The 12504-nt window shown below is 67.7% G+C and carries 11 protein-coding genes; 4 read left to right on the top strand and 7 right to left on the bottom strand.

The window, feature by feature from the left end:
* Positions 1–94 precede the first annotated feature (94 nt).
* The 3 genes from LIN44_RS00215 (at position 95) to gstA (ending at position 2985) form a co-directional block, all read left to right on the top strand.
* The gene (locus LIN44_RS00215; protein WP_227313044.1) at positions 95–1393 is read left to right on the top strand and encodes an MFS transporter; all 1299 of its coding nucleotides are present in this window, start codon (positions 95–97) and stop codon (positions 1391–1393) included.
* A 97-nt stretch (positions 1394–1490) separates the two neighbouring features.
* A complete protein-coding gene (locus LIN44_RS00210; protein ID WP_227313043.1) occupies positions 1491–2219 on the top strand; it encodes an aspartate/glutamate racemase family protein in 729 nt (242 codons plus the stop codon).
* A 139-nt stretch (positions 2220–2358) separates the two neighbouring features.
* A complete protein-coding gene (gene gstA, locus LIN44_RS00205) occupies positions 2359–2985 on the top strand; it encodes a glutathione transferase GstA (protein WP_227313042.1) in 627 nt (208 codons plus the stop codon).
* A 25-nt stretch (positions 2986–3010) separates the two neighbouring features.
* Here the strand turns inward: gstA and LIN44_RS00200 are convergent, their stop codons facing one another.
* The 6 genes from LIN44_RS00200 to LIN44_RS00175 all read right to left on the bottom strand — a co-directional run bounded on the left by LIN44_RS00200 (position 3011) and on the right by LIN44_RS00175 (position 9920).
* Entirely contained in the window at positions 3011–3631 is a 621-nt protein-coding gene (locus LIN44_RS00200; RefSeq protein ID WP_227313041.1) for a glutathione peroxidase, read from the bottom strand.
* Between the two features lie 92 nt (positions 3632–3723).
* On the bottom strand, positions 3724–5304 hold the full coding sequence (locus tag LIN44_RS00195) for an MDR family MFS transporter (protein WP_227313040.1): 1581 nt from the start codon (positions 5302–5304) through the stop codon (positions 3724–3726).
* A gap of 308 nt (positions 5305–5612) precedes the next feature.
* Positions 5613–6053 (bottom strand): CBS domain-containing protein, encoded by a 441-nt coding sequence (locus LIN44_RS00190; RefSeq protein ID WP_227313039.1) that lies wholly within the window; start codon positions 6051–6053, stop codon positions 5613–5615.
* Between the two features lie 165 nt (positions 6054–6218).
* Positions 6219–7628, bottom strand: a complete 1410-nt coding sequence (dbpA, locus tag LIN44_RS00185; protein WP_227313038.1) for an ATP-dependent RNA helicase DbpA — start codon at positions 7626–7628, stop codon at positions 6219–6221.
* Positions 7629–7650: 22 nt separating this feature from the next.
* Entirely contained in the window at positions 7651–8574 is a 924-nt protein-coding gene (locus LIN44_RS00180) for a DUF72 domain-containing protein (protein ID WP_227313037.1), read from the bottom strand.
* A 140-nt stretch (positions 8575–8714) separates the two neighbouring features.
* Positions 8715–9920: a DUF4382 domain-containing protein gene (locus tag LIN44_RS00175; protein ID WP_227313036.1), complete on the bottom strand. Its 1206-nt coding sequence runs from the start codon at positions 9918–9920 to the stop codon at positions 8715–8717.
* 301 nt (positions 9921–10221) lie between these two features.
* Between LIN44_RS00175 and LIN44_RS00170 the strand changes: the two genes are divergently transcribed.
* The gene (locus LIN44_RS00170; RefSeq protein ID WP_227313035.1) at positions 10222–12021 is read left to right on the top strand and encodes a methyl-accepting chemotaxis protein; all 1800 of its coding nucleotides are present in this window, start codon (positions 10222–10224) and stop codon (positions 12019–12021) included.
* A 12-nt stretch (positions 12022–12033) separates the two neighbouring features.
* Here LIN44_RS00170 and LIN44_RS00165 read toward each other — a convergent pair whose 3' ends face one another.
* Positions 12034–12477 (bottom strand): helix-turn-helix domain-containing protein, encoded by a 444-nt coding sequence (locus LIN44_RS00165; RefSeq protein WP_227313034.1) that lies wholly within the window; start codon positions 12475–12477, stop codon positions 12034–12036.
* Between the last annotated feature and the right edge of the window lie 27 nt (positions 12478–12504).

Below are 12504 nucleotides of genomic sequence, written 5' to 3'. Positions count from 1 at the left end.
TGTAATTACAGATTACGTATCCTATACTCCGGCCTGTTGCGCGACACCCCATCAGAACTGCCTCAACCAAAGGACGAAAACAGGAGACGCCGTCATGCAGACGACAACGCGGGCAACAGTGATGACCGAGGCCAGAACCTCGGTGCGCTGGAAGATTTTCTTGATGATGCTGTTTCTCATCGCGATCAACTACATCGATCGCGCCTCGCTGTCGGTGGCGATGCCGCTGATCGCCAAGGAGTTCGATCTCAGCCCCGCCATGCAGGGCCTGATCCTCAGTTCCTTCTTCTGGACCTACGCATTGATGCAGGTGCCCGGCGGCATGCTGGCCGACAAGTACAAGCCGCGCATCGTGATCGCGTGCGCCACCGTGTTCTGGGGCATCGCCCAGGCGGTGGCGGCCTTCACCACCAACGCCACCCAGCTGCTGCTGACACGCCTGGGCCTGGGCGCGGCCGAGGCGCCGATCTACCCGGCCGGCGGCAAGCTCAACGCGATCTGGATGACGCAGAACGAGCGCGGCCGCGGCGCCACGCTGCTGGACGGCGGCGCCCCGCTGGGCGCGGCCCTGGGCGCGATCATCATCACCTGGCTGATCGCCGCGCTGGACTCGTGGCGGCTGGCCTTTATCGTCGCCGGCGTCGGCACGGTGCTGGCCGGCGTCGTGGCCTGGTACTACGTGCGCAACTCCCCGCGCGAGCACCGCGGCGTCAATGAGCTGGAAGCCCGCTACATCGAGGAAGCGCTGGCCAATGAGCACCGCGCCGAGCCGGCCAACCTGTCGGGCCGCTCGCTGGATTTCTTCAAGTACCGCTCGGTGTGGTGCATGGCGATCGGCTGGATGTGCTTCAACACCGTGTTCTACGGCCTGCTGACGTGGATGCCCAACTACCTGAACAAGGTGCACGGCTTCGACATCAAGCAGATGGGCGGCGCCAGCTTCATCATCTTCTTCAGCGGCTTCGTCGGCGAACTGATCGGCGGCTGGATCGCCGACAAATGGAAGGAAGCCGGCGGCCGGCCCAATGTGGTGATGCGCACGCTGTTCGGCATCGCCGCGGTGGTGGCGACGGCGTCGATCTTCTCGGTGGCCTATGTCACCGATCCGGTGGTGGTGGTCGTGCTGCTGTCTTCGACGCTGTTCTTCCTGCGCTGGTGCGGCCTGTTCTGGTGCGTGCCGTCGATGCTGGGCACGCGCAACAAGGTCGGCTTCCTCGGCGGCGTGATGAACCTGGGCGGCAATATCGGCGGCATCTCGGTGCCGATCATCGTCGGCATGATCGTGCAGTTCACCGGCTCGTACTTCCTGGCGCTGATGTTCTTCGCCGCGGCCGGCGTGGGCCTGCTGCTGGCTTCCACCGCGATCGACTACGAGACTAAGATCCCGGTCTGAAGACCCGTCGGATCACCGAGCTCCGCAAGACCAACAAATCCGCGACAGGCGCCGGCAACGTCCCGGCGCCCGCACTCACTCCTGAGACCGAACCACAATGACCAAGCAAATCCGACTCGGCATGCTGACGCCGTCTTCCAACACCGCGCTCGAGCCCATCACCAGTGCGATGGTGGCCGGCCTGCCCAATGTCAGCGCGCATTTCTCGCGCTTCACCGTTACCGAGATCTCGCTGCGCGACCAGGCGCTGGGCCAGTTCAACCTCGACAAGATCCTGGCCGCCGCCAGCCTGCTGGCCGACGCGCGCGTCGATGTCATCGCCTGGAACGGCACCTCGTCCGGCTGGCTTGGCTTCGACAAGGACGAAGCGCTGTGCAAACAGATCACCGAAGCCACCGGCATCCCGGCCACGACCTCGGTGCTGGCGCTCAACGAGATCCTGGAAAAGACCGGCGCGCGCAACTTTGGCCTGGCCACGCCATACCTGGACGACGTGCAGCAGCGCATCATCGCCAACTATGCGCGCAGCGGCTTCGATTGCGTGGCCGAGAGCCACCTGGACCTGCACGTGAACTACAGTTTCGCCGAGGTCGAGGAAGACACCATCCGCGAGATGGTGCGCGGGCTGGCGCAGCACCAGCCGCAGGCCATCACCACGTTCTGCACCAACCTGCGCGCCGCGCACCTCGCGGAAGAACTGGAAGCGGAAACCGGCATCCCGCTGTACGACACCATCTCCACGGTGGTGTGGAAGTCGCTGCGCCTGTGCGGCGTGGATACGCGCGAGCTGCGCGGCTGGGGCCGCTTGTTCCGCGAAGTCGAATAAGCCGGGACGCCCGTCGTCCTGTGCAGATCTGCAATGCGCGTCCGCAAGGACGCGCATTGCTGCATCAAGGGCCCCGATCCTAGACTGCCTGCACGGCCGCCGCATGGCGTGGCGGCCAGGCAACCACCACAGGATCGCGATGAAGCTCTACTACACTCCGGGCGTCTGCTCGATGGCCGTCCATATCGCCCTGCGCGAAGCCGGCCTGCCGGTCACGCTGGCCAGGGTCGACCTGCATACCCACAAGCTGGCCGTGCCAGAGAACGGCAGCGACGACTACTACCGCATCAACCCGCGCGGCTACGTGCCGCTGCTGCAACTGGACGATGGCTCGCGCCATACCGAGGTGGCGTCGCTGCTGCAATACATCGCCGACCTCGTTCCCGAACGCAAGCTGCTGCCCGCGGCCGGCACGCGCGAGCGCCTTGAAGCCACCGGCTGGATCACGCTGGTATCAACCGAATTGCACAAGGTCTTCAGCCCGTGGCTGTGGCACAAGGAAACCGCGCAAAGCACGCAGGATGAATGCAAGGCGAAGCTGCAGCGCCGCTTTGCCGAACTCGACCAGCACCTGCAAACCCGCCAATACCTGACCGGCGACACCTTCACGGTGGCCGATGCGTACTGCTTCACCATCGTCGGCTGGGCCCGCATCCTGAAGCTGCCGCTGAACGACTACCCGGCGCTGCAGCAATACCTGTCGCGCATTGCGGCACGGCCTGCGGTGCAGGAAGCGATGCGGGCCGAAGGGCTGGTGCGAGACTGAACCCGGCCACGCGGCGGATCGCTGCTCAGCGCGGCGCGGCGAGCAGCGATTCGATCTTCGCCACCAGTTCCTTGTCGTCCGGCGTGGTGCGGCTGCCGTAGCTGGCCACCACCTTGCCGTCGCGGCCGATCAGGTACTTGTAGAAATTCCATTTCGGCGCGGTGCCGGTCTGCCTGGCCAGCAGCGCGTACATCGGGTTGGCCTCGCTGCCGCGCACATGCGACTTGCCCAGCATCGGGAACTTGACGCCGTAGGTGTTGTAGCAGAAGTCCGCGATCTCTTTCTGCGAGCCCGGCTCCTGCGAAAAGTCATTGGACGGGAAGCCCAGCACCACCAGCCCGCGCGCGTTGTACTTGGCGTACAGCGCCTCGAGCCCTTCGTACTGCGGCGTGAAACCGCAATAGCTCGCGGTATTGACCACCAGCACCACCTTGCCCGCGTACTGGCACAGGTTCTGCGGCGCATCGTCCTGCAGGCGTGGGAAGGTGAAGTTGAGCGATGCCGGGCAGGTGCCAGCGGCGACGGGCGTGGCAGGCTTGTCGGCGGCGCGCACCGGTGCCGGCAACAGGGCCGCGCTGGCGGCTGCCAGGGTGAGGGCGGCAGCCAGGGGAACGCACGGGCGGAAAGGCAGGGGACGGCGGCTCATGGCGACGGGGCTCCGGGGGTCGGCTCGCTGGTTCGGGTACGCGTAGTTTACGCCGATGGCGGCTGGCCGGATGCAGTCCGTGTTCCACCCGGTCAGTCCATCGCCAGCGTCGCGGCGTGCTCGGTGACGCTGCTGCGCAGCTCCACATCCGGCATGCGGCGCACGATCAGCAGCGCTATGACCGCCGCCGCGGCGCCCACCGCAAAGATCAGGTGGAAGCCGGATTCCACGCCGCCGGCCAGCACGGCGCGCACCGAAGGCGACAGCTGCGCGAAGGCCTCGCTGCCATGGCGCAGCGCGCCCAGGTCCAGCGTTTGCGTCACCCCCGAAGCCGCCAGCGCCTGGCGGAATTCCAGCGTCAGCAGCGTGCCCGCGAGCGCGCCGCCCAGCGCGCTGCCGAGCGAGCGCAGCACCAGCAGCGCGCCGGTGCCGGCGCCGGTATCGCGGCGTTCCAGCGCGTTCTGCACGCTCATCAGCGTCGCCACCATGGTGATGCCCAGGCCCACGCCGGCCAGCGTCATCGCCGCCAGCACCACCGCCAACGGCACCGCGGGCGTCACCAGCGCCAGCACGATCAGGCCCAGCGCGCCGGCGATATAGCCAGCGGTCAGGATGCCGCGCATGCGGCCCACGCGCGGCGCCAGCCACGCGACGATGAAGTTGCCCGCCACCGTCGCCAGCAGGAATGGCATCACCAGCAGCCCGGAGGTCGACGCATCGGCGCCGCGCACCAGCTGGAAGTGCAGGGGCAGGGCGAAGATGCACAGGAAGATGTCGAGCGCGGCCAGCGCCGATGCGGCCACGCCCAGCACATAGGCCCGGTTGGCAAACAGGCGCGGCGGCAGCATCGGGTCGGCCGCGCGGCGTTCCTGCCAGGTCAGCAGCAGCACGGCCGCGACCGCGGCCAGCAGCAGGGCGCCCAGCTCGGGCGAGAGCCAGTCATAGACATCGCCGCCCCAGCTCATCGCCAGCAGGAACGCGACGATGGCCACCGCCAGCAGCAGCGCGCCCAGCCAGTCCACGCGCGCGCGCCCGCCGCGCGCGGGCAGCATGGCCAGGCCGCGGTAGCACATGAACATCGCCAGCAGCCCCAGCGGCACGTTGACCCAGAACAGCCAGCGCCACGACATGTGGTCGGAGACCCAGCCGCCCACCAGCGGCCCGGCGATCGACGCCACCGCCCACACCGTGGCCAGGTAACCCTGGTAGCGTCCGCGCTGGCGCGGCGCCACCACATCGGCGATGGCGGCCTGCGCCAGCGACATCAGCCCGCCGCCGCCCACGCCCTGCAGCGCGCGGAACAGGATCAGCTGGCCCAGCGTTTGCGCCAGCGCGCACGCCACCGAAGCACCGATAAACAACGTGATCGCCACCATCAGCAGGCGCCGCCGGCCGAAGCTGTCGGACAGCTTGCCGTACAGCGGCGTGGTCACCGTCGACACGATCAGGTAGGCCGTGACGATCCACGACAGGTGGCCGAAGCCGTTCAGGTCATTGGCGATCGCCGGCACCGCCGGGATCACTACGGTCTGGTCGAGCGCGGCCAGCAGGATGCACAGCACGATGCCGCCGATCACGCGCATCACCGCGCGGTGGTCATGGGCGGGCAGGGCGGAGGTGTGGTCGGGCGATACAGCGGACGCGGCGGAACCGGCGGAGGCGGGCGAAGACATGGGCAAGCAAAAGGCCGCAGCACGGTGCGGCGAAAGCAACATCAAGGCAGGGAATCTCGGCCGGGAACCGCGCGAGGGGGGCGTGATGCCGGAGCGGGTGGCCTAATTCAGCGAACGCATAATTATATGCGGCCAGCGAATATCGTGCTTGCGGCGGGATCGGGGCGCATGTTGGGGCGCATGTTGGGGCGCATGTTGGGGCGCATGTTGGGGCGCGCGCGAGGCAGCTGCGTCTTCTCTCGTGAGAGCCCAAAGGAAGGCAGCAAGCCGTCCGCGCGCGGGACGGCCCTGCTGCGGGCGAGCTAGCGCTAGCGGCCGCCGCCGGTGATGTAATGCTCCAGCTGCTCGATGATGAACTGCTGCTCGGAGATGATGTCCTTGACCAGGTCGCCGATCGACAGCATGCCGATCAGCTCGTCGCCCTCCATCACCGGCAGGTGGCGCAGCCGGTGCCGGGTCATCAGCGCCATGCATTCGTCGGTGGTCTGGTTGGCGCTGACGTAGATCACCGCAGTGGTCATGATGTCGCGCACCAGCGTCTCGCGCGAGGTGCGCTGCATCAGGATCACCTTGCGCGCGTAGTCGCGTTCGCTGAGGATCCCCTTGATCTCGCCATGCTCGATGACCAGCAGCGCACCGATACCCTTCTCGGCCATCAACTGCAGCGCGGCGTAGACGGACGCCGTGGGCGGAATGCTGTAGACGGCCTGACTCGGCTTGGACTCCAGAACCTGGCGTGCGGTTTTCATCACCAACTCCTTTTCCGTCGAGAAAACATGCGGCTGGCGCTACCTGGCTTGCTGCCAATGGAACCAGAGTAGCAAAGGAATGCACGGGCTTACAGGGTGACTTACGCTAATCTTTGTAAGCAAGCGTGTGACGCTCCGATGGCTGGCGATACCGCGATACCCGCGCTACTCCGTCAGCATCCGCACTTTCACCTTCTTGCCCTTGACCTTGCCGGCGTTGAGCCGCTTCACCGCCTCGCGCCCGATGCTGCGTTCCACGGCGATATAGGTCGACATTTCCAGCACGTTGATCTTGCCGATCTGCTCCTTGGCGAAGCCCGCCTCGCCGGTCAGCGCGCCCAGGATGTCGCCGGGACGGATCTTCTCCTTGCGGCCGCCCAGCATCTGCAGCGTCACCATCGGCGGCAGCAGGCGCTCGGTGCTGGCGGGGGTCAGTTCGGCCAGCGGATGCCATTCGAATTCGCCGCCGTGGTGCTGCTCCAGGTTGCCCACGCGCCCCATCTCGTCCATGCTCACCAGGCTGAAGGCCCAGCCCTCCTGGTCCGCACGGCCGGTGCGGCCGATGCGGTGCACATGCACTTCCGGGTCGGGCGTGATCTCGACATTGATCACCGCCTCGAGCTGGGCGATATCGAGCCCGCGCGCGGCCACGTCGGTGGCCACCAGCACCGAGCAGCTGCGGTTGGCAAACTGCACCAGCACCTGGTCGCGCTCGCGCTGCTCCAGTTCGCCGTGCAGCGCCAGCGCCTGGTAGCCCTGCGCGCGCAGCAGTTCCACCAGGTCGCGGCAGCGCGCCTTGGTATTGCAGAACGCCAGCGTGCTGGCCGGCCGGAAGTGGTCCAGCAGCCGCCCCACGGCATTCAGGCGCTCGCTCTCTTCCACCTCGTAGAAGCGCTGGCGGATGGTGCTGTTGTCGTGCGTGGCTTCCAGCTTGAGCGACTGCGGATTGCGCAGGAAGCGGTGGCTGAGCTTGTCGATGCCCGGCGGGTAGGTCGCGGAAAACAGCAGCGTCTGCCGGTCCTTCGGGCAACGGCTGGCCACATAGGCGATATCGTCGAAGAAACCCATGTCGAGCATGCGGTCGGCCTCGTCCAGCACCAGCGTGTTGATGGCGGACAAGTCCAGGCTGCCGCGGTCGATGTGGTCCAGGATGCGGCCCGGCGTGCCGACCACGACATGAGCACCGTGGATCAGGCTGTCGACCTGCGGGCGCATCGGCGAGCCGCCGCACAGTGTCAGCACCTTGATGTTTTCTTCGGCGCGCGCCAGGCGGCGGATTTCCTGCGTGACCTGGTCGGCCAGCTCGCGCGTGGGGCACAGCACCATGGCCTGCACGTCGAAGCGGCGCGGATCGAGCCGGTGCAGCAGCGCCAGCCCGAATGCCGCGGTCTTGCCGCTGCCGGTCTTGGCCTGCGCCACCAGGTCATGGCCGGCCAATGTGATCGGCAGGCTGGCCGCCTGGATCGGCGTCATTTCGTCGTAGCCGAGCTGCGCCAGCGTGGCGAGCATGGCGGGCGACAAGGGCAGGGCGGAGAAGGCGGGGCCGGCTTGCGGCAGGGCGGGGGTCGAGTTCATGCGCGATTATAGCGAGCGGGCGTCAGGCATCCGCGTCGGCGGGCGGCTGCCAGCCCAGGCGCTCCAGCAGGGCCTGGGCCGCGGCCGGCGCGCGTTCCTTGGCGCCGTTGATGAAGAAGACAAAGACCTCGCGCGGGCGCGCCGCGGGCTGGCGGTCTTCGAGCATCGGCAGGTCGTCCGGCTGCGCGCCCTGCGCCCATGACTGCGCGCGTGCGGCCCATTGGTCGAGCGCCTTCGGACCATAGCCGGTCTTCAGCTTCTCGCTGCTTTCCATCAGCCGCGCGTAGACAAAATCCGCGGTCAGGTCCGCCATCGACGGAAACCTGGGCGAATCCGTAAAGACCGTGGCAGCCTTGTATTTCCGCGCGAGCTTCAGGTAATCGGGCGAGCGGAAACTGTCGTGCCGCACCTCCAGCACGTGGCGCAGTGCCACGCCTTCCACCGAATCCGGCAGCAATTGCAGGAAGGCCTCGAAGTCGTCCGCATCGAACTGCTTGGTCGGCGCGAACTGCCACACCACCGGCCCCAGCTTGCGGCCCAGCTCGGCAATGCCGCTGTCGATAAAGAGCGCGATCGAGTCGCCGGACTCCGCCAGCACGCGGCGGTTGGTGGCAAAGCGCGACGCCTTTACCGCAAAGACAAAGTCATCGGGGGTCTCGTCGCGCCACTTGGCGAACGAGGTGCGCTTCTGCGTGCCGTGATAGGTGCTGTTGATCTCGATCGCGCTGAGGTGCCGGCTGGCGTAGGCCAGTTCACGCGACTGCGGCAGTTTGGCGGGATAGAAGTTGTCACGCCACGGCGCGTAATTCCAGCCGCCGATGCCAACGCGCACCCGCCCGGCCGCCGCGGCGGCCTTGCGCGACGGCGCGGTGGATGGGGTTTTGGACGCGGCCGCAGAACTTGCGGCAGGCGTGGATGCGGCCTTCGCCGCGGTGCGGGCTGGCATGGCGCGGTCTCCCGAGACGCGAGACTGGCAGTCTAGCGGGAAACCGCCCAGTGCGGTGGCGCCGGGCCGGAAGCCGGCGCCCATGAAAAAACCGGAAGAGGGCAACGCCCCCTTCCGGCCCGCTCCCCGATCCCCCGGGTTCAGAACGAGAAATTAAGCAGCACGTCCGCGATGTTGACGTCCGCGGGCTGCGCCTGCACGGCGCCGCTGCTGCTGGTGGCCTGGATGCTGTACTTGCCTGCCGCGGCGCCATCCGGCGACAACGGGATCGGCAGCGCGGCCTGGTAGGTGCCGATCACCGGCGCGGCCACCGGCAGCGCCGGTTCGGTCGCGAACAGGCTGTAGGCACCGGTATCGCTGGCCGCCGCGGTCGCGGCAATTTCAAAGGTGCCGCCGCTGACCAGTTGCAGCGCGCGCAGCGTGGCTTCGGCCGAAGCCGGCGCCACCGTGCCCGAGACGCGGCGATAGGTCGACGCCGGCAGCGTCATCGGCGCCGCGGCGGTCGAGATCGCCGTGGGCGTGCCCACCACTACCGGCACGCCGCGCACGATGCCCGCGGCCTTGGCATTGGCCGCGCCCGGCACCACCACCACGTCGACCGGACCGGCCGTGCTGCTTTGCTCGATCGGCGACAGGCGGAAGCTGCCGTTGGCATCGGCCACGGTCGACTTCACCACCACGCCGTTGCGCTCGGCATAGACCCGTGCACCCGGCGCCGCGGCCACCACGCCGGTCACCTCGCCGCTGACGGTCATCGGGATCGCGGTCACCACCGGCTTCAGGCCATAGGTGCCGTTACCACGCGTCACCACCGACTTGCACGCGTCGAAGTCCAGCACCAGGTCGGTCAACGTGTTGCGCGCCACCGTGAACGGGCGGTTGATCTTGATGCCCGACTGCACCGCGCTCGGCGTATCGAGCGGCTGCTCGGCGCCGCCGATGGGCACCACGGAATTGGCCAGGGCCGACGCGCCGCCGCCGCGGTTGGCATCCAGCACCAGGCGCACCTGCTGGTAGTTGCCAGCCGGCAGCGCGGTCTGGCCCAGCACCGTCATCACGCCATTGGTCAGCGACAGCAGGTCGATCTTGCGCGCGGGCACGACATCGATATCGACCCAGCCCCCGGCGCTGGCCTCGGCGCTCGCGCTGCTGTGCACGCGCACCTTGTTGACGGTCACGAAGACATTGTTGAAACCGCAGGCCGGCGCATCGGTCATCGACACCTGCAGCGTGCCCCGCCCGGCATCGCCATCATCACCGCCGCCACCGCCGCAGGCGGCCAGCGCAAGGGCGCCGCTCAAGGCAAGCAGGCGCAACGGTGCAGAAGTATTGGCAAGGAATGACACGGTAGTTTCTCCGCTTATTGTTTATGGGTTGATCGCAGCATATGTGGCGGTTCGCATAACCGGTGTAAATCTTTGTAATACGTTGTGAAAAAGTCCGGCTCATTGTCTGCATGACTGAACAGGACGTCTTGAGCGATCGCAACGTTCTCGCTGCATTGTTTCGTCAACTGCGGTGATCGCAAGCGAATGCATCACATTGCTCAAGTCGGCCCGGCGCGCTCCGTATACAGCGGGGTGGAAATCCCACGCTGCAGGCTTCCTGCAAACGCCCCCAACGATTCCTTACGAAGGATCTCCCTTGATGTTCACTACCATCCGCGCGCGGATCGTGGCCTTATGCGTGGCCATCGTGGTCGCCGCGCTCGCCATCAACACGGCACTGAACCAGTTCGTTGCCAACCGCTATAACGAAGACGCCATCGACAGCAGCCTGGCCGCAGTGCAGAGCGGGCACGCCAGCGCCATCGTCGACTGGGTCGCATCGCACAGCCAGATGATCCAGTCGCTGCAGGACGCGGTGCTGCAGCCCGAACCCGATGCTGCGCTCAGGCAGATCGCGCAGGCCGGCGGCTTTACCAACGTCTACGTCGGCTACGCCGACAAGACCGCCAAGTTCTCCAACCCGCAAGGCATCCCGCCCGGCTACGATCCCACCGGCCGCCCGTGGTACCAGCAGGCCGCCGCGGCCGGCAAACCCGTGGTCACCCCGCCTTATGTCGATGCCGGCACCGGCAAGCTGGTGGTGGCGTTCGCCGCGCCGGTGGTGCGCGACGGCAGCGTGCAGGCGGTGGTCTCCGGCGATGTCGCCATGGATACGGTGATCGCCAACGTCAAGGCGATCCACCCGTCGCCGGCCAGCTTCGGCATGCTGGTGGCCCGCAACGGCAACATCGTCGCCCACACCGACGACAAGCTCACGCTCAAGCCGGTCACCGACCTGGTGCCTGCGCTGAGCGCCGACAAGCTCGCCACGCTGGCCGGCGCCAGCACGCCGCTGGAGGTCGACGTGCACGGCAGCGCCAAGCTGCTCGGCGCGCGCGCGATTCCGGGCACCGACTGGCTGGTCATCGTCGCCCTGGACAAGGCCGAGGCCACCGCCGGCATGCGCTCGGTGCTGATCGCCTCGGTGATCGCGCTGGTGCTGATCGCCGGCGTCGCCGCCGCGGTGGTGTGGGGCGTGGCGACGATGTCGCTGCGCGGCCTGTCCACCGTGCGCGACGCCATGGACGCGATCGGCTCCGGCGACGGCGACCTGACCCAGCGCCTGCCCGCCGACGGCAACGACGAGGTCGCGCAGATCGCGCGCGCCTTCAACACCTTCGCCGACAAGCTCTGCACCATCATGCGCCAGATCCGCGACGCCAGCGAATCGGTGCGCGCCGCGTCCGATGAAATCGCCGCCGGCAACATGGACCTGTCGCGCCGCACCGAGTCCGCCGCCGCCAGCCTGCAGCAGACCGCCGCGTCGATGGAAGAAATCACCGCCACCGTCGGCCAGTCGGCCAGTTCGGCGCAGCACGCCAACGCGTCCGTCGCCGCCGCCTCGCGCGTGGCCGCCGACGGCGGCGTGGTGATCGGCGAAGTGATCAGCACCATGGGCCAGATCGAAACCGCGTCGGTTAAGGTGTCGGACATCATCGGCGTGATCGAGGGCATTGCCTTCCAGACCAACATCCTGGCGCTCAACGCCGCCGTCGAAGCCGCGCGCGCCGGTGACCAGGGCCGGGGCTTCGCCGTGGTCGCCGGCGAAGTGCGCGCGCTGGCCCAGCGCAGCGCCCAGGCCGCGCGCGAGATCAAGACCCTGATCGAGACCACCGTCGGCAGCGTCGCCTCGGGCTCCGACCAGGTCCGCCGCGCCGGCGACACCATGGGCGAGATCGTCAGCAACGTCTCGAAAGTGACCGGCATTATCAACGAGATCACTCACGCAGCGACGGAACAGACCCGCGGCATTCAAGAGGTGAATATGGCGGTGAGCCAGCTGGACCAGATGGTGCAGCAGAATGCGGCGCTGGTTGAGCAGTCGACCGCGGCGGCCGCGGCGCTGCAGACGCAGGCTGGCAGCCTGGCGGGGGCGGTGGGGCAGTTCCGGCTGGACTGAGATCCCCGGCAGTCATCGCGCCTTGGCTGGCGGCACGGGCGGCTGCTCGCGCCGCCCGCCGATGGCGCCGGTGCTCGCCGCCCGCACGATCCTGCGGAAGGTCGGGCACTCCATATGGCTGGGCGCCGGGCACACCGCCGCGTGCCGCAGCCCGTCGCGCATCGCCGTCAGCTTGCGGATGGTCCGGTCCAGCTCGTCCGCCTTGGCGGCCAGCATCTGCCGGTCGATGCGCGGCTGGCCCTGCGGCGAGAACATCCGCGCAATGTCGTCCAGCGAGAAGCCGGCCGCGCGCCCGAGCGCGATCAGCGCCAGCCGCTCCAGCACGCCCGCATCGAACACGCGCCGCATCCCGCGCCGGCCGATCGACGCGATCAGCCCCTTTTCCTCGTAGTACCGCAGCGTCGAGGCCGGCACGCCAGCCTGCCGGGCCACTTCCGCAATTTCCAGGCTTTGCATCGCTTGACCTCAAGTCGACTTGAACTG

The sequence above is a fragment of the Cupriavidus sp. MP-37 genome, from assembly GCF_020618415.1.
In the GTDB taxonomy this organism is placed as follows: Bacteria; Pseudomonadota; Gammaproteobacteria; order Burkholderiales; family Burkholderiaceae; genus Cupriavidus.
Note: the sequence above shows the minus strand (reverse complement) of the source record. Positions and strands in the feature narration are given on the sequence as shown.